This is a genomic window from Mycolicibacterium monacense (assembly GCF_010731575.1).
In the GTDB taxonomy this organism is placed as follows: Bacteria; Actinomycetota; Actinomycetes; order Mycobacteriales; family Mycobacteriaceae; genus Mycobacterium; species Mycobacterium monacense.
Genome location: NZ_AP022617.1, coordinates 3,890,652 through 3,914,786, shown reverse-complemented (window position 1 = coordinate 3,914,786; position 24,135 = coordinate 3,890,652). Strand labels below are relative to the sequence as shown.

The 24,135-nt window shown below is 70.3% G+C and carries 18 protein-coding genes; 3 read left to right on the top strand and 15 right to left on the bottom strand.

Annotated elements, in window-relative coordinates:
* Positions 1–35: 35 nt before the first annotated feature.
* From G6N49_RS18780 to recC, 10 genes are all read right to left on the bottom strand, one after another.
* Positions 36–2,399, bottom strand: coding sequence for a lysylphosphatidylglycerol synthase transmembrane domain-containing protein (locus tag G6N49_RS18780; RefSeq protein WP_083044908.1), 2,364 nt, complete (start codon positions 2,397–2,399; stop codon positions 36–38).
* Between the two features lie 2 nt (positions 2,400–2,401).
* Positions 2,402–4,198: a sulfatase-like hydrolase/transferase gene (locus tag G6N49_RS18775; RefSeq protein ID WP_083044909.1), complete on the bottom strand. Its 1,797-nt coding sequence runs from the start codon at positions 4,196–4,198 to the stop codon at positions 2,402–2,404.
* Complete coding sequence (locus tag G6N49_RS18770; protein WP_407665047.1) at positions 4,191–4,640, bottom strand: SRPBCC family protein; 450 nt, start codon at positions 4,638–4,640, stop codon at positions 4,191–4,193. The genes G6N49_RS18775 and G6N49_RS18770 overlap by 8 nt, the downstream gene beginning before the upstream one ends.
* Positions 4,641–4,675: 35 nt before the next feature.
* On the bottom strand, positions 4,676–5,053 hold the full coding sequence (locus tag G6N49_RS18765; protein WP_011558315.1) for a MerR family transcriptional regulator: 378 nt from the start codon (positions 5,051–5,053) through the stop codon (positions 4,676–4,678).
* Positions 5,054–6,544 carry a SulP family inorganic anion transporter gene (locus tag G6N49_RS18760; protein WP_011558316.1) on the bottom strand — a complete coding sequence of 497 codons (1,491 nt, stop codon included), beginning with the start codon at positions 6,542–6,544 and terminating at the stop codon, positions 5,054–5,056.
* Positions 6,545–6,748: 204 nt separating this feature from the next.
* Entirely contained in the window at positions 6,749–8,491 is a 1,743-nt protein-coding gene (gene recD, locus G6N49_RS18755) for an exodeoxyribonuclease V subunit alpha (RefSeq protein WP_083044910.1), read from the bottom strand.
* A complete protein-coding gene (locus G6N49_RS18750; RefSeq protein ID WP_064874820.1) occupies positions 8,488–9,423 on the bottom strand; it encodes an NYN domain-containing protein in 936 nt (311 codons plus the stop codon). The genes recD and G6N49_RS18750 overlap by 4 nt, the downstream gene beginning before the upstream one ends.
* Before the next feature lie 13 nt (positions 9,424–9,436).
* Positions 9,437–9,757: an STAS domain-containing protein gene (locus tag G6N49_RS18745; protein ID WP_011558319.1), complete on the bottom strand. Its 321-nt coding sequence runs from the start codon at positions 9,755–9,757 to the stop codon at positions 9,437–9,439.
* A gap of 201 nt (positions 9,758–9,958) precedes the next feature.
* Positions 9,959–13,273: an exodeoxyribonuclease V subunit beta gene (gene recB, locus G6N49_RS18740; protein WP_083044911.1), complete on the bottom strand. Its 3,315-nt coding sequence runs from the start codon at positions 13,271–13,273 to the stop codon at positions 9,959–9,961.
* On the bottom strand, positions 13,273–16,521 hold the full coding sequence (recC, locus tag G6N49_RS18735) for an exodeoxyribonuclease V subunit gamma (protein ID WP_083044912.1): 3,249 nt from the start codon (positions 16,519–16,521) through the stop codon (positions 13,273–13,275). Before recC ends, recB begins: the two co-directional genes overlap by 1 nt.
* A 75-nt stretch (positions 16,522–16,596) precedes the next feature.
* Here recC and G6N49_RS18730 point away from each other — a divergent pair, with 75 nt between their 5' ends.
* Complete coding sequence (locus G6N49_RS18730; RefSeq protein WP_064874826.1) at positions 16,597–17,187, top strand: HD domain-containing protein; 591 nt, start codon at positions 16,597–16,599, stop codon at positions 17,185–17,187.
* 62 nt (positions 17,188–17,249) lie between these two features.
* On the opposite strand, the gene G6N49_RS18725 is transcribed toward G6N49_RS18730, so the two are convergent.
* A complete protein-coding gene (locus tag G6N49_RS18725; RefSeq protein ID WP_064917282.1) occupies positions 17,250–18,491 on the bottom strand; it encodes an MFS transporter in 1,242 nt (413 codons plus the stop codon).
* Complete coding sequence (locus G6N49_RS18720) at positions 18,488–18,964, bottom strand: MarR family winged helix-turn-helix transcriptional regulator (RefSeq protein ID WP_064917283.1); 477 nt, start codon at positions 18,962–18,964, stop codon at positions 18,488–18,490. Before G6N49_RS18720 ends, G6N49_RS18725 begins: the two co-directional genes overlap by 4 nt.
* 72 nt (positions 18,965–19,036) lie before the next feature.
* Between G6N49_RS18720 and G6N49_RS18715 the strand changes: the two genes are divergently transcribed.
* A complete protein-coding gene (locus G6N49_RS18715; RefSeq protein WP_064917284.1) occupies positions 19,037–20,185 on the top strand; it encodes an NAD(P)/FAD-dependent oxidoreductase in 1,149 nt (382 codons plus the stop codon).
* Here G6N49_RS18715 and G6N49_RS18710 read toward each other — a convergent pair.
* Together G6N49_RS18710 and G6N49_RS18705 are read right to left on the bottom strand one after the other, a co-directional pair.
* Positions 20,137–21,006 (bottom strand): hypothetical protein, encoded by an 870-nt coding sequence (locus G6N49_RS18710; protein WP_083044913.1) that lies wholly within the window; start codon positions 21,004–21,006, stop codon positions 20,137–20,139. The two genes, G6N49_RS18715 and G6N49_RS18710, sit on opposite strands and share 49 nt — an antisense overlap.
* A gap of 167 nt (positions 21,007–21,173) precedes the next feature.
* Positions 21,174–22,169 (bottom strand): magnesium transporter CorA family protein, encoded by a 996-nt coding sequence (locus G6N49_RS18705; protein ID WP_011854720.1) that lies wholly within the window; start codon positions 22,167–22,169, stop codon positions 21,174–21,176.
* A gap of 77 nt (positions 22,170–22,246) precedes the next feature.
* Between G6N49_RS18705 and usfY the strand changes: the two genes are divergently transcribed.
* The gene (gene usfY, locus G6N49_RS18700) at positions 22,247–22,555 is read left to right on the top strand and encodes a protein UsfY (RefSeq protein ID WP_011854721.1); all 309 of its coding nucleotides are present in this window, start codon (positions 22,247–22,249) and stop codon (positions 22,553–22,555) included.
* Here usfY and G6N49_RS18695 read toward each other — a convergent pair.
* Positions 22,552–24,132, bottom strand: coding sequence for an HD domain-containing phosphohydrolase (locus tag G6N49_RS18695; RefSeq protein ID WP_083044914.1), 1,581 nt, complete (start codon positions 24,130–24,132; stop codon positions 22,552–22,554). The genes usfY and G6N49_RS18695 overlap by 4 nt on opposite strands.
* Positions 24,133–24,135: the final 3 nt, after the last annotated feature.

Here is a 24,135-nt window from a genome sequence, read left to right as displayed (position 1 = left end):
CTGCTCGCGGGGAAAAGGCGGGGAAAGGGCGGGCGCTAGATCATCTCGCGGCGGGTCAGCCACCGCATGACCTGCCAGCCGAAGAACACCGGCAGCCAGCACGTCAGCACGCGGTAGAGCAACACCGCCGGGACGGCCACCGCGGCGGCCACGCCGAACGCCGCGAGCCCGCCGATCAGGGCGGCCTCCACCGCGCCGACGCCGCCAGGGGTGGGCGCCGCCGACGCCAGCGTGCCGCCCACCATCGTCACCACGGTCACCGTCACGAACGACGTGTCCCCGCCGAACGCCTCGATGCTGGCCCACAGCGCCAGCGCTGCACCCAACGTGGTTGCCGCGCAACCCAATACGATCAGCGCCAACCGCTGCGGCTCGGCGGCCAGGTCGCGGAAGTCGTTGAGCACCTCGACGAGCCTCGGCCGCACGGTGGTCAGCACCCAGCGCCGCAGCCGAGGCACCGCGAGGAACACCCCGACCAGGCCGAGCAGCACCCCGCCGATCAGGTACAGCAGCGTGCTCGACGGCACGAACTTCGACAGGTCCGCCGACGCCCCCGCGACGAAGCTGAACACGATCAGCAGCGTGATGTGGGTGACCACCTGTACCGACTGCTGCAACGCCACCGCGGTGGTGGCCCGCACCGCGCCGAGGCCGCCCTTCTGCAGGAACCGCGTGCTCAGCGCCAGCCCGCCCACCCCGGCCGGGGTGGTGGTCGCGGCGAAGGTGTTGGCGATCTGCATCAGCGCCAGATGCCGGAAGGTCACCAGACCGTCGGCGCACGCCCACAGCGCCGCGGCGGCGCCCAGGTACTTCAGCGCCGACACCGCCAGCCCGAGCAGCGCCCACCACATGTTGACGTTGCGCAGCTCGTTGGAGAACGTCGGCACGGCGGTGAGGAACGGGTAGGCGACGTAGACCAGCGCGCCGATCAGCACCAGCTGGATGATCTGGTTGCGGGTGAACCGCGTGATGTTCTCGGTGCTGATGCTCTCGGTGCCGGTCTGGCGCATCACCTCCTCGCGGGTGGCCGCGGCGACGGCCCGCGCATCCGGTAGCGCCTTCCAGAACCGCTCGCTGACGGCGTGTTTGGTGAGGCGGCGCGACGCGACGAGCACGGCGTCGGCGCCGAGCACCTCGATCGCCGCGGTGACCGCCGGTTCCGCGCCGTGGATGGTCACGGTGGTCAACAGCAGCTGTGCGACATCGGTCTGCAGCTGTGCGTCCGTCGCACCGTATTCGGCGTAGGCGAAGCCGCCGAACAGCACCGTGCCGTCGTCGACGGTGATCTCCGCCGCCCGCAGATCTCCGTGGGCCATCGTGCGGGCGTGCAGATCATGCAACGCCTCGAACACCAGCTTCGGCGGGGTGTCGTCGTCGAGCGGCACGCCTCGCACCGCGTCGTGTGCGTAGAGCGCCCAGTTGCGGGCCAGCGTCGCCGCCGCGACCGACGACGTGTTGGCCAGCCCCGCCTCGCTGATCGCGATCGCCATCAACGCACGGTGTTCGACGGCCCGGCGCAACGAGGTCTGCAGCGGCGCGGTCTCCGAGGACCGCAACCGCAGTTTGCGCCACAGCTGCCGCAGCGCCCCGCCGCTGCGCTGGTTCGGCCCGTACATGTGCACCGTCGCGTGGCCACCGTCCGCCGTGTCGGCGGTCATCACCAGCGGGCCACGGCCTGCGGGCCGCACCACCGTCAGCGCGGTCACCTCGAATCCGCGCCGCGCCAACGCGCGCACGGCGTCGGCCAGCGGCACCTCCAGAGCGGGGGTGCCCACCACCAGCACGACGAGCGCGCCGACGAAGAAGCCCACCGACAGCCCGAGCAGCGAGCGGGCCGGGACGACGGCGCTGACCACCAGGTGGATCGGCACGAACGCCAGCAGCAGTGCCCACCACCAGCGGCGCCAACTCGCGGGCACCCACGGCCCCGACACCGTCAGCACCGCGGCCAGCATCGCGATCCACCGCGGATCGTCGAGGATCTGCGACAGCAGCGTGTCCAGCCGGTCGGACAGGTCGAAATGCCAACTGGGCGCGCTGATCCCGTTGCCGGTGATCGACAGTGCGAGTATCGCGATCACCCCGGCCGCGGCGAACGCGCCCAGTAATCGCCACTGCCGCACGATGATCAGCCCGACCAGGATCACGAACGGCAACGCCAGGATCGAGATGCCGTAGGCCAGGTACACCAGGTTCGACTGCGTCGGCGTGAGCACCCCGACGATCTCGGAGATCGACTCTTCGAGCGCGCTCCACTCGTAGCGGGTGATGAACGAGCTGGTGACCACGATGGCCAACAGCGCCGTCGCCAACACCAGGCGCAGGATGTCGTTGGTGCGACGAGTCAGCGGCAGCAGCAGGCTGCCCGATACGGCGATCTCCCGCCCGTCGACTCGCATGTTCAAACCGCGGCGCCGACCCCCAGGCGTCCGAGCGCCCGTCGGACGAGGCCCACCCGGGCCCCTCCGGTCGGTGGGCGGCGGACGGCGTACGGCCACGGTTGGTTGCGCTCCGGAATCGATTCGGTCCTGACGTGTTTGAGTTGTCGGCGCAGGTGTGCGCGCAGCTCGTCGAGTGAGGGGTCGGGCCACCTGTTGACGGCCTCGGTCGGGTCGGCGGTGAGGTCGTAGAGCTCCCACTGGTCGTCGAGCGGGCTGGAACGGTAGGCCTCCCCGCCGACACCGTTGGCGGCCAGGTGCCGCACGCCCGGTTCGGTCCAGGTGGCCGGATCGTCGAAGCTGCGCACCAGCTTCCAGAGGTGGCCGTCGACCTGCGTCACGAGTCCCTCGAAGTTGGACGCGACGTGTGCGGGCACCCGGATCCGCAGCGGCCCCGGCGGATTGACGGTGCGCTTGAGCTTGCGCGCCAGACCCGATGCGCCGCTGTCACCTTCGAGCATGTTGTCGCGGGTCATCAGGTACACCGCGCGATCCTCGTCGGGGGCCGCCCCGTCGACCACCGGCATGAGGTCACGCCCCGGCAGGGGGTGCACCTCGGTGAAGGACTCGGCGAGCGTGGCCGCGGCGGCGGCGACGTCGACACCCGCGGCGCTCAGCAGGGTCGGAACGAGGTCGACGTGTGAGGTGGGGGCGGTGACCGTGCGGGCTGCGGTCGCGTTGGCGCCGGTGCGGGCGATGACGAACGGGACGCGGGTGGCCTCGTCGTAGAGGTTGAACCACTTCTGGTGCAGACCGCCGTGCGCGCCGAGCAGGTCGCCGTGGTCGGCCGTGCGGACCAGCACCGCATCCTGCGAACCCTCGACGACCGCGCGGCGCACCCGCTCGAGCGGACCGTCGACCTGGGCGTGCAGGCGGTAGTACAGATCCCGGTACTGCTGGGCGTTGCGCCGGTAGGTCCGCTCCATCACCGCCGCGGGGCCGTATCCGGAGTAGTAGGCCTCGCGGAACGCGATCTGTGCGGCCGGTTTCGTCGACAGGTCCTCGTCGGCGGTCGGTGCGGCCGGGACGTGCGGCGGGTCGAGCGGTGAGGGCTTGACCGGGCTGCGCCGCACCCACTGCGGGAACAGCACGATGTCGTGCGGGTTGACGAAGCTGGCCACCAGCAGGAACGGCCGCAGCGCCTCCGGGTCACCGGCGCGGCGGCGCGCGTAGCGGTCCTCCAGCCACGCCACCACCCGGGCGGCGATCAGCGGGTCGCGGCGAAACCCGCTGTTGGACAAGGCCGCTCCGTGCGGTTCGGGGCCGACCCAGCCGGAGAAGCCGTACGGCGCCAACGGGTCGGCGTCGAGGTAGCGCCGCACCGCATCCGCGTCGACCACACCGTCGTCGTCGTTGGTGTCCAGCGGCAGCCCGGTGGCCGGGTCGGTGACGTCGGCGTGGGAGATGTGCCACTTACCGTCGTAATGCGTGTCGTAGCCGGCGGCGCGGAACCAGTTGCCCAGCGTCGGCACCTCACCCGGGCGCAGCCACCGCATGCGCGAGTCGCCGTAGGTCTTGCCGATGCCGTCGGTCTGGGTGACGCCGTGCAGATCCGGGTACTGGCCGGTGAAGATCGTCGGCCGGCTCGGCACGCACGCCAGCGATCCGGTGTAGTGCCTGCCGAAGCTGACGCCGTGGTCGTCGAACCACTTGCGGCAGGGCAGGGTGCGGTCGCGCCACGCCAGCACCTCGGGTGACTCGTACGGCGGGACCGCGCGTTCCTCGTCGGTCATCAGGATGACGATGTCGGGGTTAGACATGTGCGCGCTCCGATCTCGTTGCCAGGGCGGCGAGCATGGTGTCGGACGACATCTTCGACAGCAGGAGACACACCAGCCGGGCGGCCAGTTCCCTCGTCCGGCCGGGTCCGAGGTCCACGGTGGTGGTCAGGGTGACGGCCGTCGCGGAGCCGTCGGCTCGCAGCGTCCACCGGTTGTTGAAGTGGCGCAGCCAGCGGGGCAGCCCGACGATGTCGTAGGCCAGCGTGGTCGGGGCGTCGAATTCGGTGATTGTCTCGACCAGCGTCATACGCCCCATCTGGACGCGGCGGGCGGTGCCGACCGGTCCGTCGGCGTTCGTGGTCAGGATGCAGGAGTGGTCGACGCCGTCCAACCATTGACCGATCGCGCCGAAATCGGCGAGCATCTCCCACACCTGCTGCGGGTCGGCGCGCATGGTCCGACGACGACTGATCTGGGCCACCACAGGGCCACCCTACGGTGCGGGGTCTGCGATGGTCAGCAGTAACGGGCGAGTCGCTCGGTGAGCTCGTGGGCGTAGGCGAGCTGACGCGCGAGGTCGGCGCACGCCTGCTGCGCGCGGGTGTGACACTCGGCGAGGTAGGCGGTCGCCTGTGCCCGCTGCGCGTCGGCGGCCGGACCGGCGAGGGTGTCCAGGGCGGTCAACAGGTCCCGCATCTCCTCGAGTGTGAAGCCCAGCGGTTTCATCCGCCGGATGGTGAGCAGCCGTTCGACGTCGTCGTCGGTGTAGAGGCGGAACCCGCCCGCCGAACGCGCCGACGGGGTGACCAGGCCGACGTCGTCGTAGTGGCGGATCGTCTTGATCGACAACTCGGTGCGGGCGGCGACCTCGCCGATCTGCAGGCGCTCGGACACCTAGTGCGAACCCGCGAGCCGGCCGGTGAGGCGCCGGTGGCGTTCGGCGCTGGTGTCGTCGAGGCCGACGATCGTGGCCGTCTTGCCCTTGGCCGCGTACTTGGTGGTGATCGCGTCGAGGGTTGCGACGGTCGAGGCGTCCCAGATCTGCGCGCCGGACATGTCGATGACGACGTTGTCCGGGTCACCCGTGTAGTCGAACTGGTAGACCATGTCGTTGCTCGACGCGAAGAACAACTGGCCGCTGACGGCGTAGACCTGGGTGTCCGGGTCGGGCTGGTCGACCTTGACGACGTCGGTGAGGTGCGCGACCCGGCGCGCGAACAGCACCATCGCGGTCAGGGTGCCGACGGCCACCCCGTAGGCCAGGTTGTCGGTGGCGACGGTGACGGCGACGGTCGCCAGCATCACCGTCGTCTCACTCCTGGGCATGCGGCGCAACGTCTTCGGCGCCACGCTGTGCCAGTCGAACGTGCCGACCGACACCATCACCATGACGGCGACCAGCGCGGCCATCGGGATCTGCCCGACGATGTCGCCGAGCCCGACCACCAGCGCGAGCAGCAGGGCGCCGGCGAGGAACGTCGAGATCCGCGTGCGCGCCCCACAGGCCTTCACGTTGATCATGGTCTGGCCGATCATCGCGCAGCCGCCCATACCGCCGAAGAATCCGGTGACGATGTTGGCCGCACCCTGGCCGAGCGATTCGCGGGTCTTGTCGGAGTGGGTGTCGGTGATGTCGTCGACGAGTTTGGCGGTCATCAGCGATTCCATCAGCCCGACGATCGCCATGGTCAGCGCGTAGGGGGCGATGACGCCAAGGGTGTCCAGCGTGTACGGGACGTCGGGCAGCAGGAAGGACGGGAGGGTGTTCGGCAGTTCGCCTTCGTCGCCGACGGTCGGGACCGACCAGCCGAAGGTCAGGCAGGCGCCGGTGAGCAGCACGATCGCCACCAGCGGGGCGGGGATCGCGGTCGTGACCTTCGGCAGCAGCACGATCATCGCGATGCCGACGGCCACCAGCGGATAGACCAGCCAGGGCACGTCGAGCAGATGCGGCAGCTGGGCGACGAAGATGAGGATGGCCAGCGCGTTGACGAAGCCCACCATCACGCTGCGCGGGACGAAGCGCATCAGCCGGGCGACGCCGAGCCCGCCGAGTACGAGTTGCAGGATCCCGGCCAGGATGACGGCGGCGATCAGGTAGTCCAGCCCGTGGCTGCGCACCAGCGGGGCGACGACGAGCGCGACCGCCCCGGTGGCGGCGGAGATCATCGCGGGCCGGCCGCCGAGGATCGCGACGGTGACGGCCATGGTGAACGAGGCGAACAGCCCGACCCGCGGATCGACCCCGGCGATGATCGAGAACGAGATCGCCTCGGGGATCAGGGCGAGCGCGACGACGAGCCCGGCGAGGACCTCGGTGCGAAGGCGTCTGGGTGAGCGCAGTGCGGCCAGCACCGACTGTTGTTCCTGCGGTGTGGTGCGCAAAGCCGCCCACTCCTTCCGACGTGGTGGAGGGCGCAACGCTGCGCGAACGCCGGAACTCTACCCCTACTGGAGGGTTGGGCTCCAAATCGTCGAGTGGCGATGTGGGGGAGCGCACACGCGGCGCGGAGGAGGTGTGTGGTGCTGCCGAAAAGCGATATCGCCGGCGCTATCTGATAGCGCGGGCGATATCGAGTTTGCGCACGGTTACGTGCTCGCTGTGCGCCCCGACCCGCCGAGCCGCTGCGCCAGCCCCGACGCCCGCACCACACGCCGCTCGATCGCCGCCCGCACCGCCGCCTCCGAGCCGACCACCCGCACCTTCGCCTTCGCGCGGGTGACCGCGGTGTAGAACAGCTCGCGGGTCAGCAGCCGCGACTCCTCGTCGGGGAGCAGCACGGTCACCTCCCGAGCCTGGCTGCCCTGGCTCTTGTGGATGGTCATCGCGTGCACGGTCTCGACATCGGCGAGCCGGCTGGTCGAGAACTCGACCGGCCCGGCGCCCGAGCCCACCACCGCCGCGAGCCCGTCGCCGCGCACGACCGTCACACCGGTGTCGCCGTTGTACAGCCGCAGCCCGTAATCGTTGGCGGTGACCAGCAGCGGCCGCCCGGCGTACCAGTCCGACCAGATCGGCTCGCCGGTCGCGTCGGTGAGCCAGCGTTCGACCTGCCGGTTCCAGTGCCGCACGCCGTACGGTCCACGCCGGTGCGCGCACAGCAGACGGTGTTCGTCGAGCGTGGCCAACGCCGCCGGCCCATCCCCGAGGATGGCCGCCTCCCGCAGCCGGAGCGCATGCGGCACAAGCACTTTGCGCAACCGGTCGGCCGGGTTGCCGGTGTCGAACCATTCGATGTCGGGACCGCCGTCGCGCAGCAGCCCGATCACGGTGTCGGTCTCGCCGTCGCGGATCGCCTTCGCCAGCGCCCCGATCGGCGCGCCGAAGCGGTGCGCGGTGACCAGCCGGGCGATCCGCACGTCGTCGCGTGCGCCCAGCCCGTCGACGAGGTCGGCCAGCACGGCCCCGGCCTCCACGGACGCCAACTGGTCGGCGTCGCCCACCAGCAGCAACCGGCTGTCGGGCCGCACGGCTTCGAGCAGCCGGGCCATCAGCGTCAGCGACACCATCGACGTCTCGTCGACGACGATCACGTCGTGCGGCAGCCGGTTCTCCCGGTGGTGGCGGAAGCGCGACGCGTTGTCCCGTCGCCGCTGCAGCAGCCGGTGCAGCGTCGAGGCGGTCAGCTCGGGCAGACGGTCACGGTCGACGGCGTCGAGTTCGGCGATCTGCAGGTGTACGGCCTCGAGCAGGCGGGCCGCGGCCTTACCGGTCGGGGCGGCCAGCGCGATGCGCAGCGGTGGCCGGTTCTGCAGCGAGGCCTGTTCGGCGAGCAGCGCCAACAGCCGCGCCACCGTCGTCGTCTTACCGGTGCCGGGGCCGCCGGTCAGCACCGTAAGTGATTGCGACAGCGCGATTTCCGCGGCGACGCGTTGCTCGGGGAAGTCGGCGGTGGGGAACAGGCGGTCGAGTCCGGGCACCGCACCCGGCGGCGACGATTCCAGCAGCGCGAGCACGTCGTCGCACACCTGTTGTTCTTCGCGCCAGTAACGGTCGAGGTAGAGCAGGTCACCCGAGGAGCCGGAGTAGAGCCTCAGCACCGGCGGCGTCCCGGTCAGCGGACTGGCCCGCACCGCGGTCAGCCACGCCTCGGGGTCAGGCCAGGGCAGGTCGGGCAATCCGACCTGGTCCGCGACGGCCCTCAGGTCCACACAGACCGACCCGTTGCGCAGGGCGCGCACCGCGAATGCCACGGCGAGCGCGACGGATTCGTCGGGTTCCTTCGCCATGTCGGTGAGCCGGCGCGCGACGTGCACGTCGGCGGGTTCGAACATCTCCGCGTCGGTGAAGGCGCGCAGCGACCCGGTGACGGCGAGGGCGCCGACGCTCATGAGTCGGAGGGGAGCCGCAGGCGCACCAAGCGGGTGGTCGAGCTCTCGTCGAGTTCGACCAGATCGGCGTGCGAGCGCAGGAAATCGCTGAACGACCGGTAGCCGAGCGATTTCTCGTTGAACGACGGATCCATCCGCTTCATCTGCGCCTTGACCGCGGAGTTGTGCAGCCAGTCGGCGTCGTCCTTCTCCAGGCCGATCCGCAACGCCCGCATCAGCAGCGCCGTCGCGGAATCCCCGGGATCGGGCTCCGGTTCGGCGTCGGGTTCGTGGTCGGGCTCTTCGGACTTGTCCGGCTTGCGGCGGCGGGTGCGCTTGGCGGGCTCGGCCTTGTCGCTGTCGGCCGGCTCCGCGGGCGGCGGGACCGGGACCCCGGGCAGCGCGTCGTAGGTGACGAACTCGTCGCAGGCGGCAGCCAGCGACCGGCTCGACGCACCGGCCACCCCGATGCCGACCACGTAGCGGCCGAGCCGTTTGCAGCGCTGCGCCAGCGCGATGTAGTCCGAATCGCCGCCGACGATCACCACGTGGGTCAGGTCGGGCAGCCGGAACATGTCCTCGACCGCGTCGACGGCCAGCCGGATGTCGGCGCCGTTCTTGCCGTATGCGGCGGCCGGGAACAGTTGCACCAGGTCGACGGCGCGGGCGACGAGCTGTCCGCGGTAGTTCGCGTTGACGTCCGAGGACCAGTCCGCATAGGCGCGGGTGAGCACCAGCGTGCCGAACGAGGACGCGAAGTCGATCACCGCGCCGATGTCGACGGTGGCGCGCTGCAGTTTGTCCGCGAAGTCGTCGGGGTCCTTGGTCTTGTCCTTCTGGTACGAACTGCGCCCGTGGACCTGGTCGTACCGCGAAATCACGATGTTGTCGAAGTCGAGGTAGACCGCGACGCGTGTGGCTCCCGGTTCCGTCACCTGTCCAGTGTGGCCCATGGGCCGCCCGGAATCAGGCAGCCTGCGGCAATGTGAGGTGCGGATCGCAGATGCCGAGGACGCGGCGCACCGTCGGGTTGGCGACCAGCGTCCATTCGACGTCGGCGCGCACGCAGCGCTCGCCGATGGTGCACAGCACCGAGAAACCCGCGGTGGACAGGAAGTCGACACCGGTCAGGTCGAGGGTGAGGCGGCGGGAGTTCGCACCCCGACGCAGAACGTATTCCTCCAGGTCAGCGGCGTTCGTCGCGTCGACGGACCCGGCGACGGTGATGCGGACCTCGAACGGTGCGAGCCATTCGGTGGAGAACTTCAGATGATCGATGGAAGGCATGGAATCTAGCTCCGAAACTGCGCTACGAGCGCTTTTCACTAAAAGAATATGGGCGGCGTCAGCGGGACGGATTCCAATGCCCGATCTCTGCGACATGCCGCGGCTGGTTATTCAACCTTCGCCAACCCTACGTTGCCGACCCCCCGTTTCCGCAACCGGCAGGCCGATTCTCACCAAACCGTCAGTGTTGATCGGGCTTGATCAGGCCGCCGCGGCGCCGGCGTCGAGCAGATCGGACAGCGCCACGATCAGCGAAGCGGGCGGCCGCCAGCTGAACACCCCGGTCGGATCGCCGTCGACCACCGGTGTGGACGCCCCGCACATCCCGCGCACGAACAGGTACAGCACGCCGCCGAGATACTTCGACGGATCGTAACCCGGTTGCCGCCACCGCAGGAACCGGTGCAGGACAACGCAATACAGCAGGGCCTGCAGCGGATAGTCCGAGTGCAGCATCGTTTCGGCCATCCGGGTCCGGCTGTAATCGGCGGCGGTCAGGGGTTTTTCGGGTTCACCGAGCCAGTTCGTCTTCCAGTCGGCCACCACGTAGCGCACCCCGGTGGTGTCTCGGACGCGCAGGACCACGTCGATCGAACCCGTCAGGTACCCCTTGAGCGACTGGCCGCCCAGCGCCCGGTCGGTGAGCCGGTCGACGTACGGCGCCATCGGGTCGTCGGCGGACAGGTGCGCGCCGAGTAGGTGGCCGACGTCGGCCAGCGTGATCGCCGGTGCACCCCCGCGCACGTCGCCGCCGGCCAACGGGAACTCGAAGTCCAACTCCCGCAGTCGATCCCGCAGCCCGATCTGCCGCAGTGTCACGTTGGGGACGAGGGGGCCGAGCGGGGTGTCGTGCATCGGCAGCAGCGCGTCGGCCAGCGCCTCGGCCTCGACGTCGACCGGCCACCACACCATGTGTTCGCGGATCCTGTGCTCGAGTTCGGCCTTCAGGTCGGCGGCGAACGGATCGGCGTGTTCGAGCACCGCGTGCACCAGCGACCCGAACTTCGCACCCGTCGGCAGCTCCGCCATCGGCGACGGCACCGGGTCGACGTCGGTGTGGCTCTCGCTGACCGGCACCTCGGCGGCCTCGTCGTCGAGTTCGCCGACCTCGGGCTCGCTGGTCACCCCGGCGACGGCCGGCGAGCCCTCGGCGGCCCGCAGCAGGCCCGAGTACGACGTGCGCCGCCACGCGGTGTCGATGCCGCGGTGGAAGTGCCGCACGTCGAGGTCCGTCGGGTGTTCGCGGGGCTCGGGTGCGGCGGGTGCGGCGATCTCGGAGTCCTCGAGCACCGGGCCGCCGAGATCCGCCCAGGCGCGCAACGCCGTCCTGGCGTCCGCATCGTCGAGTTTCGGCGGGTCGCAGCGGTCCGGGACGGTCGTCTCCCCGGGGGCGCGCCCGCGCAGCAGCCGGGACAGCCCGCCGTTGGGTTCGTCCCACGACGGCGCCCACCACGCGACCACCTGGGACTGCGCCCGGGTCAGCGCGACGTAGGTGAGGCGTACGTCGTCGCCGGCGGCCTCCTTGCGGCCGAGCCGTTCGACCTGTGCGTGGTCGGGGCTGTCGTCGCCGCCGATGTGCAGACAGCGGGTGCGGTCGTCGTGGAACAGCACGCAGTCGCGGGTCTGGATGTTGCGGTTGAACGCGAACGGCAGGTACACCACCGGATACTGCAGACCCTTGCTGACCCAGACCGTCATGATCTGCACGGCCGCGGCGTCGTTGTCGAGGCGGCGGTTGCGTTCGGTGGCGCCGCTGCGCTCCTCGCGTTGGGTGCGCAGCCAGTCCCGCAGGGCGGGCAGGTTGAAGTGTTCGCGGTGCGCGGTCTCGTGCAGCACCTGCGTCAGGTGGGCGAGGTCGGTCATGTGGCGCTCCCCGTCGCGCCAGGACAGCACCCGCCTGCCCATACCGGTCATGTTGGCCGCCTCGAAGATGGCGGCGACGCCGCGCTCGCGGGCGTGATCGGCCCACTCGCGCAGCCGGTCGGCGATCTCGTCGGTGAGCCGGTCGCCCCGCGCGGCGAGCTCTTCGGCGGTGCGGCCGAAGAACATCGTGGTGGCCGCGGCGCGCACCAGCCCCGAGCGGTGCGGCTGGTCGAACGCTTCGAGCAGGCACAGCCAGTCGTCACCCGCGGGGGAGTTGAACACGTCGGAGTCCCCGGTGTAGACCGCGGGGATGCCGGCCACCGACAGCGCGTCGAAGCAGGCGCGGGCGTCCTTGTGTTTCTCGACGATCACCGCGATGTCCTTGGCTTCGATCTTCTTGTCGCAGAACGTCGCTCCGCTGGCCAGCAGCCGGCCGATGTCGGCGGCGAGGTCGGCGCTGATGTGCGCTCGCAGCCGGTCGATTGCGATGGTGCGGTCGCCGCGGATACCGAAGGTGTCGCGGGAGACGATGCGCAGCCGGAAGGGATCGTTGTGCGGTGCCCCCGCGAGCCGGTGGCCCTTGTGCCGGGCCTCGACGGGGCGCACCACGATCTCGGGGTCGCCGAGTTCGGCGTCGCGCAAGACGACCTGCAGCCGGTCGACCAGATCGCCGTCGCTGCGCCAGTTCGTGCCGAGGGTTTGCCGGTGGCCGGCCGTGCTCGCGGCGTGCAGGTAGGTGGCGATGTCGCCGCCGCGGAACGCGTAGATCGCCTGTTTGGGATCGCCGATCAGGATCAGCGTCGACCGCCCGGTGAACGCCCGGTCGAGCACCTGCCACTGCACCGGATCGGTGTCCTGGAACTCGTCGACCATCACGATCGACCAGCGGCGGTGCATGCGGGTGCGGGCCGGGGAATCCTCGCCGGTGAGCGCATTGGCCAGCCGGGACAGCAGATCGTCGTAGTGCAGGATGCCGAGCCGGCGTTTCCGTCGCTCGAGTTCGGCGCACACCGCCTTGGCGAACTCGACGCGCACCGCGGACTCGGTCCCGGGCGGCGGGTTCTGCGGCCGCAGTTCGGTGCCGGCGTTGCCGACGACCTCGCGGGCGAGCTCCAGCGCCTGACCGCGGGTCATCACCGGATCGTCCCGCTGCTGGCCGAAGTGGGCGAGGTACAGATCGTCGACGATCTCGGCGGTCAGGTCGTCGAGGCTCTCCACGAGCTGCACACCGGTATCCGTATCCCCGGCCACGCCAAGCGATTTCAGGACCAGCTGGCAGAACTGGTGCGTGGTGGCGATCGTGGCGGCGTCGAAACCGGCCAACGCGTCCCTGAGCCGCTGCTTGCGCAGGTGCCGTTCGTCGTCGGGGGCGTCGATCAGGTGCTCGACGAGTTGGTTGTCGCCGACGGTCGACGGGTCATCGAAGGCGACCAGCGCGTCGAGCATCTGACTGCGCACCCGCTCCCGCAGTTCCTGACTGGCCGCCCGGCCGAACGTCACGAGCAGCATCTGGTCGAGCGTCGCGGCCCCCTCGGCGATGTACCGCGTCACCAGACCCGCGAGCGCGAACGTCTTGCCGGTGCCCGCACTGGCCTCCAGCACCGTCGTGGTGAGGGGCGCAGGCAGTGGGCCGAGCAGGTCAAAGCTGTCCATCAGTCGGGGTCCCTCTCGGCTTCCAGCATCGGCAGCCACAGGCGTCCGGCGTAGCCGTCCATGCCCGCCGCGAGCAGGGTGTCCAGCGGGGCGTGCGCCCCCCACACCCGTACGTTGGCCGGTTCGGCGTCCTCACCCGGGTAGCGGTCCGACTTCCAGCGGTACCGCGCCTCCCGCTCCGCGTCTCCACGACTGTGACGCGCCTCGGCCCACGCATAGGACGTCTTCGGCGGCAACGGAATCGGCTCACGCCGCCCCGCGTCGTACATGTTCACCAGATCCTGCAGCACGCCGGCGGCATCCCCGGGCGCGCCGAGCATCCGTTCCCGCGGGGTGGTGCCCCGCTTCGGGCGGCCGATGCACACCGCCGCCCAGTCCGTACCGGGCATTTGAGCGCTCAACGCCGCCAACTGGATCCACGACGCCAGCAGGTGGCGGCCGTCGAGTTTGGAGTACGTGACGGTGACCGTGCGGTCGCCGTACACCTTCGGGACCGTGCCGGTGACGCGGCGGCCGCCACCGAGGTGGATGTCGACGTCATACGCCCGGGGCGGTTGCCGTCGGTGCCGGTGCGCCGCGGTGGCCAGCGCGGCGGCCTGATCGCGCAACTCCTGCGCCTTGCGCCAGCCGAGTCGGCCGGGCGGCAGCGAACCGCGCCGCCACTCCGCCTGTTGGGCCTGTTCGGGATTGAGGCCGCGCAGCATGTCATCGAGCATCCGTTCACCGACCTGCCATTCGGCCAGCGCGTCGATCTCCACCGGCATGGCGTCCTCGACGGCGTCGACGTCCCACGGCAGCGTGAAGTCCAGCGCCCGGAAGAACCCCCTGACCGGATCCTTGAAGAAGCCGATCAGGTCGTCGAGCGCGACGTCGTCCTCCGGAGGCGCGGGCAGCGGGTGGGTGAGCAGACCCGGCCGCTCGGCGCGGTCCCCGGACGCGACGGTCGCGGCGGTCAGCGCCGTCGAGTCGAACGTGAACGGTGTGCCGGGTACGCCGAGTGCGCCCGGGGTGACGTTACGAACGTCGAAGGGCTGCAACGGATGTTCGACGAGGATCTGCTCGCGGACCGGGGCCTCGGTGGTGACGTCGAGTGCGTCGAGCAATTCGACCAGCGGCACCGCCGGGGGTTTGCGCTGCCCGGAGTACTCGTTGGCGCCGGTGTAGGTGACGACAAGCCTCTCCGTCGCCGCGCCGATCGCGTCGAGCAGCAGTTGGCGGTCCTCCGAGCGGATGTCGCGTTCACCGGTCATCGGGTCGCGGGCCAGTGCGTCGTCGCCGTCGACCACGCCCAGGCGCGGGAACGCCCCGTCGTCGAGACCCACCAGGCACACCACCCGGTGCGGGACCGAACGCATCGGCACCATCGTGCACACCGTCAACGTGCCGGTGCGGAAGTTGGCCCGGGTGGGCCGTCCGGCGAGGTGGCGGTCGAGCAGGGCCTTGACGTCGGGCAGGCGCAGCAGGGTGTCTTTGCGGGGGCCGGCCTGGGTGAGGACGTCGGCGAACTCGCGCTCCAGTTGGCTGGTCTGCCAGGTGTCGTCGTCTGGAACGCTGGTCAGCTGGTCGATACCGGTGCGCAGCGCATCGAGCCATTCATGGAGTGGCCTTGTGCCGCTGAGGTTTTCGACGCAATGCTGCAGTCGGTCGACGTATTCGGCGAGGCGGCCGGCGAGTTCGACGCGGTCGCTGCCGACGTCGTCGAGGGGCAGCGTGGTGTCGAGCCAGGCGTGCGAGTCGTCGGACATGGCGACGCCGGCGAGCACCCGGTCGAGTCCGAAACGCCAGGTGTTCTGGACGAAGTCGACGCCGTAGGGGTGGCGGTGCTCGCGGTCGAACCCCCACCGGATGTTGGCCTCGCGTACCCAGTCACCGATCGCGTCGAGGTCGTCGTCGCTGAAGGTGAACCGCGCCCGGATCGACGGGGCCTCGGCGAGGTTGAGCACCTCGGTGGCGGTGGCGCGGCCGCCGGCGAGCGCGAGGAGTTGGGCGGCGACGCCGAGCAACGGGTTGGTCTGGGTGAGCGCGCGGTCGGCGAGTTTGACGCGCAACCGATGCGCCGGGTGCGCGCCGTGGATCACGTCGCCGAGGCCGAAGCCGGCGACGATCAGCGGTGCGTAGTGCTCGATGTCCGGGCACATGACGAGGATGTCGCGGGGTTCGAGCGTCGGGTCGTCGACGAGCAGGCCGAGCAGCACCTCGCGCAGGACGTCGATCTGGCGGGCGGCGCCGTGACAGCTGTGCACCTGGACCGAGCGGTCGTGGTCGTGCAGTCGGCGGCCGTCGGGGCGGACCGCGTTGGCGGCGATGTCGGACTGCAGCCAGCCGAGCAGGGTGTCGGGGTGGTCGGCGGTGCCCAGATACTCGTCGGTCTGCGCGTCGTCGGGCAGGCTGCGCTGCAGTTCGCGCAGGTCGCGGCCGAGGGTGGCGAGCAGCGGGTGGCCGACCTCGCGGTGGGTGTTGTCCTCGCGGCGGCGCACGGCGCCGCGGTGGGGTTCGAGGGTGGTCCACAGGTCGTCGCTGGGGTGCGGCAGCCACAGGTGCAGATCGTGGTGGGTGGCGAGCGCGTCGAGCAGTTCGACCTCGGTGGAGGGCAGCCGGGTGTGGCCGAACAGCGACAGCCGTTCGGGCAGGTCGCTGGGTGACTCATGCAGGCGGGCAACGGTTTTGGCGTGCCGGATGTGCGGTGGGTCGGCGGGTACGCGGTCGACGAGGTGTCGCCAGAGATGCGGCTGCCAGTGCAGATCGTCGTCGAGGTCTGCGGGGTCGCCGGCGAGCCAGTCGACGAGGAGTCCGGGGCGCTGGCGGGCGTAGGAGGCGAACAGGCCGGCGAGACGGCGGGCGACGGCGTAGCGGCGGCTCTGGCGGAGCTCCTGCTCCTCGCCGTGTTCGAAATGGCCGAGGTGGGTGGCGAGCGTGGTGCACCACGGTTGGTCGAGGTTGTCGTCGATGACCTCGAGCAGCGGCCAGACCAGCGAGTCGGGGGCCCAGGGGTCGTCGTCCCGGGTACCGGTAATGTCGGCGATGAGGGACCGCGGATTGCGGAATGTGATGCCCGCGCAGACCCCGTCGTCGCCGGAACCGCGGCCGAGGACGTGCGAGAGCCGCTGGCTCAGCCACCGCTCGACGCCCTTCGCCGGGACGAGCACGAGTTCCTCGGCGAACGGGTCGGCCAGGGGAGTGGACAGCAGGGCACCGAGTCCGTCGGCCAGGAGGTCGGTGCGCTCCGCCCGGTGCAGATGGAATGGCATCGACCCAAACGATAGAGCGAGGGTCCGACTGATCGTGGGCAAGCCGGGCATCCGGTTGTCGAGGAAGGAGAACACATGCGATTGACCGAACGGTTCGACGAAGCGCTCGCCTATGCGTCCGCGCTGCACCGGAGCCAGACCCGCAAGGGCAGCGACATCCCGTACATCGGGCATCTGCTGTCGGTGGCGGGGCTGGTGATCGAGGGCGGCGGCACCGAGACCGAAGCGATCGCCGGGCTGTTGCACGATGCGGCCGAGGATCAGGGCGGGGAGCAGACGCTCGACGAGATCCGGACGAAGTTCGGGCCGGAGGTCGCCGACATCGTCGACGAGTGCAGCGACACGATGGTCACGCCGAAGCCGCCGTGGCGGCAGCGCAAAGAGGACTACATCGCGCACGTGGGCAAGGCGTCCGACGCCACGATTCTGGTGTCGCTGGCCGACAAGCTCGACAATGCGCGGGCGATCCTGCGGGATCTACGCCGGCTCGGGCCGCCGCTGTGGGAGCGGTTCAGCACCGCCGATCCGCAGGACCATCTCTGGTACTACAAGTCGCTGCTCGAGGTGTACCGCGGCCGCAGTTCGAGTTGGCTGGTCGACGAGCTGGCGCGGGTGATCCGGGAGCTGGAGCAGGAGATCGGGCCGCCGGTCGCGGCGACGGTGTAGGGCTCGCAGTGAGTCGAGGCTGAACTCGCGCAGGCCCCCGCTCGCACTTCTGCTGCGTGGTTTCAGTCTCGCGAAGTGGGCAGGCCGCCGGTCAGCGTCGACGGCCGGCACATCACCGCGATGCCCACCACCGACGCCGCCGCGATGCCGAACGCCACGAACACGTTCACCGCGTCGGCCGCGCCGCCGAGTACGGCCGCCGCGATGGGCCGCGACCCCAGGAACCCGACCAGCCACAGCGCCATGATCCGGCCCCGCAGCTCCTCGGGCGCCCGCTCCTGCACCACCGTGCTCAGGCCCGTCATCGCCCAGCCGAAGCCGAGACCGGCGAGCCAGAACCCGGCCACCGCGACCGGCGTCACCGTCCCGAACGCCAGGACAGCGCATCCGGCGCACAACAGCCACAACCCGACCGACGACACCCAGCCGGCCGCGATCCGCCCGCGCAACAGCGCCAGCACCGCCATGCCGAGCGCCGCACCGACCCCGAACACCGCAGACAGCGCACCGACGAGTCGGGTGTCCCCGCCCAGCGCGTCGGCCATCGACGGCGTCAGCGTGATCGACGAGTCCGCGGCGAACCCGACCGTCGTCACCGCCAGCAGCGCCAGGAACAACGGCTTGTCGCGCCACACGTACTTCAGCGCCGCGCGCACCCGGTAGTCCGCCCCTTCGCGCCGCACCGGGGGAGCGGGGAAGCGGACCACCAGCAGGAAGATCGCGAAGATCAGGTGCAGGCCCGCGCTGGCCGCGAACCCTTCGGCGTAGCCGAGGTGTGCGGCCAGGTAGGCGCCGATGACCGGGCCGATCATCCGGCCGACCGTCATCGGAATGCTGTTGAGCGCCATGGCCGTCGACAGCTCGCCGGTGCGGATGAGGTTCGGCACGATCGACTGCATCGCCGGGCCGCCCACCACGAATCCGACCCCGACCAGCAGCGTGCCGAGCAGCACCGCCAGCGCGGCCTGCGCCTCGGTGATCGCCAACCACACCGCGATCGACCCGGACCCCACCATGCACAGCACCCGGCCGAGCAGGATCTGCCGCGCCGGGTTGCCGGTGTCGGCCCACTTGCCGCTGACCGGGCTGAGGATCAACTGCGGTCCGAACTGCACGACGCCGACCAGGCCGACCATCAGCGCCGAACCCGTCGCCTCGTACATGACGATCGCCGCGATGATGCCGTGCGTCCACACGGCGACGACCGAGAACATCTTGCCCCAGAACAACGCCCCGAAGACCGGGTCGAACATCAGCCCGAGGGCACCGCGCGCCTGCGGCGCGGCAGTCGTCTGCGCGGTCATGCGCGCACCCCGCGCTCGAAGTCGAGCACGAGCCGGTCGAGCAGGCCGACGAGTGCGTCGACGTCGGTGTCGGGCCAGTCGGACACCACGTCGGCGACGATCTCGCGGCGGCGGTCGGTCACCGCGGCCAGCGCATCGCGCCCGGCGTCGGTCAGCATCAGCACGCAGCGGCGCTGATCGTCGGGGGCGAGGGTCTTGTTCAACAGCCCGGCGGCGACGACGGTCGCGACGGTCCGGCTGGCCGTCGAATGCTCGACGGCCATGTACTCGGCGACATCGCCGATGGATGCCCCGCGCCCGCCCTTCTCACACTGCTCGACCGCGCGCAGCGCCCGCAGCGTCGACACCGTCGCCACCGGCGCGATGTCCGCGAGTAGTTGCCGCCGCCATTCGGGCCGCTGCCGGAGGATGTGGATCCGGGTGAGCAGCTCGTCGAGATGGTCGTAGCGGGTGGGCGGCACGGTTATATGCATAGCACATGCATATAACCGGATACCAACCCCGAACTGCGCGTAAGCCGGCCCCACCGGTGGTACTCACCGGGCGTGGCAACGTCGTCAGGGCTGATCGCCGTCGGCAGCGGACCGGCGGGGCTCAGCGCAGCCGCGGCATTCCGCCAGCGCCATCCCCACCTGCGCGTGCAGATCCTCACCGCCGACCCGGCGATGCCCTATGCGAAGCCGCCGCTGAGCAAGGAGTTCCTCTGCGGCGGCGAACACCACGTCGACCTGCACACGCCGGACTGGTTCGACAAGCGCCGCCTCGAACTCGTCCGCGGCATCACCGTCGACCACATCGACGTCGACGCCCGCGAGGTGATCACCCGCGGCGGACGGTCCTATCCCTACTGGAACCTGGTCCTGGCACCCGGCGCCGCACCCGTCCCGCTCGACGTGCCGGGCGCGGAGAACGCACTGCACCTGCGGTCGCTCGCCGACGCCGTCGCCATCCGCATGACCGCCCTGCAGGCGCGTTCGGCGGTGGTGATCGGCGGCGGGTTGATCGGCTGCGAGGCGGCGGCGTGTCTGGCGGCCAACGGCATCGCCACGACGATGGTGGCAGGCGAACCGGTCCCGCTGCTGCGCCGGTTCGGCCTCGACGCCGGGGAGCGCATCGCGAAGCTGTTGTCGGACAGCGGGGTTCGGTTCATCGGACCGACGCGGGTGGTGGCGGTGCGGGAGGACGGGGTGACGCTGGACGACGGCGCCGCACTCGACGGCGACCTCGTCGTCGCCGCGACCGGGGTGCGCCCGGACGCCCGGTTGGCCGAACGAGCGGGGATCCACACCCAGGGCGGCCGAATCGTCGTCAACGAGCACATGCACACGTCGGCGCCCAATGTGTTCGCCGCGGGCGACGTCGCGCTGGCGTACAACGTGACCGCGGGCAGGCCGATCCCGACCGAACACTGGCGCGACGCGGCCGACCAGGGGGAGATCGCCGGTGCGTCCGCCGCCGGCTCGCCGACCGCGTGGGCGAAGGTGCCCGGCTTCCACTGCGAGATCGGCGAGGCCCGGCTCAAGTACCGCGGCTGGGGTGTGCCGTACGAGCACGCCCGGCTCGTCGACCACCGCGACGGGTTCACGGTCTGGTACGAGGCCGGCGGCGAGGTGGTCGGTGTGCTCAGCCTCAACGCCGACGACGACTACCGCATGGCCGCCGCTCTGGTCAGCAGCCACTGCCGCCTGCGGTAGCCGCGCGACAGGAGCGCCTCTCTCACCTGGAACCGAACCAGTTGCGGTACGCGCTGTGGGTGCGCGCGAATGTGCAACCATCCCAACCGCTGGACCAGTTCGTCGGTATTGAGGCGCTGCACATCCGAGTAGACGTCGCGGGAGCCGCCCGGGTCGAAGCTGACCCCGACTCTCGCCCACTCCCATCCCATGGCGATGCGCGCCGACCAGTGTTTGTCCTCCAACACGATGTCGGTCGTCGGTCTGGGCAGGCCGTAGTCCACGAGGGACAACCGAAGCAGCGTCTCCTCGCGTGATCCTGACCCGGCGTCCATCAGATTGACGACCTCCCTCGCTGCGGGAATCCCCCGCATGCCCGGGTAGCGGGCGGCCAGCTCCTGCACCTCTGCCACCGTCACCCCTGTTTGGGCGGCGAGCGCGTCGAGAACGGTCAACGCTTCTGCGCGCGGGAGGCGGCGGCCGATGTCCAGAGCGGTGCGGGCGGGCGAGGTCAGTAGTGGTTCGCCGCCGCTTATCTCATCCTGTCCGATGCGTTCGTCGTGGATCTCCACACCGGGTACGGGCCTGCGGTGCTTGGCGATCACGTCGACGTCATGGGTCGTCAGAGCCCAGTAGACGCCGTGTTCGCGGGCGGCGGCCCGTCCCGCGATGATGCCCTTTCGTCCGGTCCACAGGTAAGCGGAGAGAATCCTGGCATTGGGCGTGCGGGGCGCGTCCTTGGGCAGGTAGATGTTCGGGTGGATGGCGGTGTAGTTCCACCGCAGCGCCGCGCGCGTCAGCCTTCCGGCGGCCATCTCCTCGGAGCCCACGATCGGGTGCATGCCGCGATGATCGCCGGGCCCACTGACAGCCCCGACTCTCGGGACGACAGGTCGTTTTGGTTTCCATGCCGGTTTTCGACGCCAGGGCTGTGGATCGCCGTGCCGGTCACCGGATGCACAGCCCTGGTGTCGAAACGGGGCATAGGGCGGATGAACGGCCCCCGGCCTCAGAGCCAGTCGCGGCGTTTGAACATCACGTAGAGGATCGCGACGAGCAGCACGATGACCGCCGAACTCGTGAGGAACCCCCCGACCGTCTCGATGCCCGGGTACATGACGTTCTGCCCGTAGAAACCGGTGATCGCGGTCGGCACCGCGATGATCGCGGCCCAGCCGGTTAGCTTCTTCATCACCATGTTGAGGCGCGCGTCCTGCAGCGACAGGTTCGTCTCGAAGACGGTCGTGATCATGTCGCGCAGCGATTCGGTCCACTCCGACGCGCGCAGCACGTGGTCGTAGAGGTCGGCGTACCGCGGGTCGAGCTCGGGCGACATCCTCGCGTCCAGGCGGCGGTGCTGGATCGAGTTGACGACCTCCCGCATCGGCAGCACCACCCGCCGCAGGTGCACGAGGTCCTTGCGCAATTGGAAAGTGGTGCGCTGCAACCCTCCTCGCGGCATCGAGTCGGAGAACAACGCGTCTTCGATCTCCTCGATGGCGTCGTCGAGGTACTGCACGGCGGTGAAGTGGCTGTCGACCACGGTGTCGAGCAGGGCGTGCACGAGCGCGCCGACGCCGAACTCCTGACCGCCGAGTTCGTCGAAGCGCGCCGAGACCGCGTCGATGTCGAAGTCCGACGACAACCGCACGGTGATCAGACCCTGCGGCAGCACGAAGGCGGAGATCCGGTGGATCGCGAGCGCTGACTCGGTGTCGCTCTCCGGCACCTGGGTGTCGACGCTGTAGACGGTGAAGAACGTGTGCGTCGCGTAGACGGTGGCCTTCGTGCGCTCGGCCTCGGCGACGGCGTCCTCGACGGCCCACTCGTTGAGACCCAGTTCGTGGGCGAGTTCTTTGAGGATGGCGTGGTCGGAGGCGTACACGTCGGCCCACACCAGGGTCCCCGGCTCGACGAGGCAGTCGGAGATGCGGGAGAACTCGAAGTCGTCCTGCGGTTCACCGTTCCGCCACACCCGGCCCCAGACGTCGCTCACCCGGCCCATCTTGTCAGTCTTACGTCATGTGATGCGCATCACTACAGGCGTAACCTGGGGATGTCTCTCGAAGAAAGAAGGATGCGATGAAGGGCGCGCATCACGATCCCGTCGACCACGCACGGACCTATCAGCCGAGGGCGGGCGAGTCCATGATCGACACCCTCTGGTTTCCCGGACTGCTGTTGATCGCGCTCGGCGTCATCGGGCTGGCGGCCATCGTGGCGTCCGCGGCGTACGGCGAAGGCCACCTGGTCCTGCCACTGGCGCTCGTCACCGGTGCCATCGTCACCGCCGGAGGCGGCCTGATCGCACTGGAGCACCGGCGGGTGCTGCGCATCGAACGCCTCTGGCAGAGCGAGCATCCGGACACCAGACACCATCACCCCGTCTAGGCCGGGCGACCGAGGAGTCCGTGCTCGAGGGCGTACAGGCTCGCCGCGACCCGGTTGGACACGCCGATCTTGGCGTACGTGCGCTCCACATGGTTGCGCGCGGTCTTCTCGCTGATCACGAGCCGCGCCGCGATCTCCTTGTTCGTCGCCCCCTGCGCGACCAGACACAGCACCTCGGCCTCGCGGGCGGTCAGCGCCCCCTGACGCGGACCCGGGCCGGCCGGTTGGCCCGCAGCCTGCAGCACCGCCTCGGCTGCGGCCGGGTCCAGACCACCGTCGCGCACCCGTCGCTGCACGCGGCGGGCCGCATCACCCGCCGTCATCTGCGCGCGGTACGGCCGGGGTTCGCACGCCGCCTGGAACGCGACGGCCGCCGCGAGGACGCGATCGGGCATCGTCAGCTCCCGCGCACCGAGCCCGCGCGGGTATCCGGTCCCGTCGAGACGCTCGTGGTGGTTGGAGGCGACGGCGGCCACCTGCGCGAGCCCGGGCACCTGGCGCAGGATCCGCTCGGTCAGGTAGGGATGCAGCCGCACCCGTTCGAACTCCGCCGTGCTCAGCGCCGACCCCTTCGACCACACCTGGTTCGACACCCCGATGCGGCCGATGTCGTGGACGTGGCCGGCCCGGCGGGTCAGCGCCACCGCCTCGCCGTCGAGACCCAGTGCGGTCGCCGCGTCGGCCGCCAGTGCGGCGACCGCCCGTGAATGTCCGGCCGTGAAGGGACATTTGAGGTCGACGAAGTCGCCGAGCGCGACCAACAGGGCGTCGAGCCCGGACGCGTCGAGCCGGGTGTGCCGGTCCGGTGCCTGCTGCAGTGCCGTCGTCCAGACGGCCACCGGCGTCGACAGCAGCGCGTCGGGGTCGGTGAAGAACGCATCCACCACCGCCGGGTCGAACTGACCGCCGCGCCGGCTGCGGGCCATCGCGACCGCACCCTCGACGCCGTAGCCGCGGTGGTGCACCTCCAGCAGATCCGCGAACTGCGCCACCCGCATCTCGATCGGGATCGCGTCGCCGGACGCACCGTCGGGCAGTCCGCCGCCGTCGAACCGCTCGAAGGTGAACCCCACCGCGCGCCGGACGTCGTCGTCCAGACCGATCCGCTCGGCGAGCATCGCCGCCGACGCGCAGTGGGAGTGGATGAGCCGTGTGATGTGGCCGCGCGCATCGGCATACAGTGCCGTCGCGGTCCGCAGCCGCTGCAGCAGCGGTTCACCGTGGGCGATGTTGGCCAGCAGGAAACGCTGATAGGGCAGCCCGGACCAGTCGACGAGGTAGGACGCCCGGCGCACCGCGATGTCGTCGCCGAACCACCGCGCGTACTCGTGGGAGTCGGCGTGGCAGCCGATCCACATGATCAGCGTCGCGTAGTACACGCAGTCGCGCTGGGCCCGTGTCAGTCCCAACCGGTCGGCGAGCCGGGTGGCGATCAACGCCGACCGGAGCATGTGCTCGGCGGGCTGACCGAGCCCGAGGTCGATGGCCACCGACAGGGCCGCGAGGACTTCCGCACGTGTCGGGAGTCCCGCGGCCTGCGGGCGACTGGTCACGACCTGATTGTGCGCCGTCGTCATGGC

Excerpts from the sequence above, each read along its gene's own strand:
- G6N49_RS18780 (WP_083044908.1), bottom strand. The coding sequence starts at position 2,399 with ATGCGAGTCGACGGGCGGGAGATCGCCGTATCGGGCAGCCTGCTGCTG.
- G6N49_RS18775 (WP_083044909.1), bottom strand. The coding sequence starts at position 4,198 with ATGTCTAACCCCGACATCGTCATCCTGATGACCGACGAGGAACGCGCG.
- recD (WP_083044910.1), bottom strand. The coding sequence starts at position 8,491 with ATGAGCGTCGGCGCCCTCGCCGTCACCGGGTCGCTGCGCGCCTTCACC.
- G6N49_RS18750 (WP_064874820.1), bottom strand. The coding sequence starts at position 9,423 with ATGGGCCACACTGGACAGGTGACGGAACCGGGAGCCACACGCGTCGCG.
- G6N49_RS18745 (WP_011558319.1), bottom strand. The coding sequence starts at position 9,757 with ATGCCTTCCATCGATCATCTGAAGTTCTCCACCGAATGGCTCGCACCG.
- recB (WP_083044911.1), bottom strand. The coding sequence starts at position 13,273 with ATGGACAGCTTTGACCTGCTCGGCCCACTGCCTGCGCCCCTCACCACG.
- recC (WP_083044912.1), bottom strand. The coding sequence starts at position 16,521 with ATGCCATTCCATCTGCACCGGGCGGAGCGCACCGACCTCCTGGCCGAC.
- G6N49_RS18730 (WP_064874826.1), top strand. The coding sequence starts at position 16,597 with ATGCGATTGACCGAACGGTTCGACGAAGCGCTCGCCTATGCGTCCGCG.
- G6N49_RS18725 (WP_064917282.1), bottom strand. The coding sequence starts at position 18,491 with ATGACCGCGCAGACGACTGCCGCGCCGCAGGCGCGCGGTGCCCTCGGG.
- G6N49_RS18720 (WP_064917283.1), bottom strand. The coding sequence starts at position 18,964 with ATGCATATAACCGTGCCGCCCACCCGCTACGACCATCTCGACGAGCTG.
- G6N49_RS18710 (WP_083044913.1), bottom strand. The coding sequence starts at position 21,006 with ATGCACCCGATCGTGGGCTCCGAGGAGATGGCCGCCGGAAGGCTGACG.
- G6N49_RS18705 (WP_011854720.1), bottom strand. The coding sequence starts at position 22,169 with ATGGGCCGGGTGAGCGACGTCTGGGGCCGGGTGTGGCGGAACGGTGAA.
- usfY (WP_011854721.1), top strand. The coding sequence starts at position 22,247 with ATGAAGGGCGCGCATCACGATCCCGTCGACCACGCACGGACCTATCAG.
- G6N49_RS18695 (WP_083044914.1), bottom strand. The coding sequence starts at position 24,132 with ATGACGACGGCGCACAATCAGGTCGTGACCAGTCGCCCGCAGGCCGCG.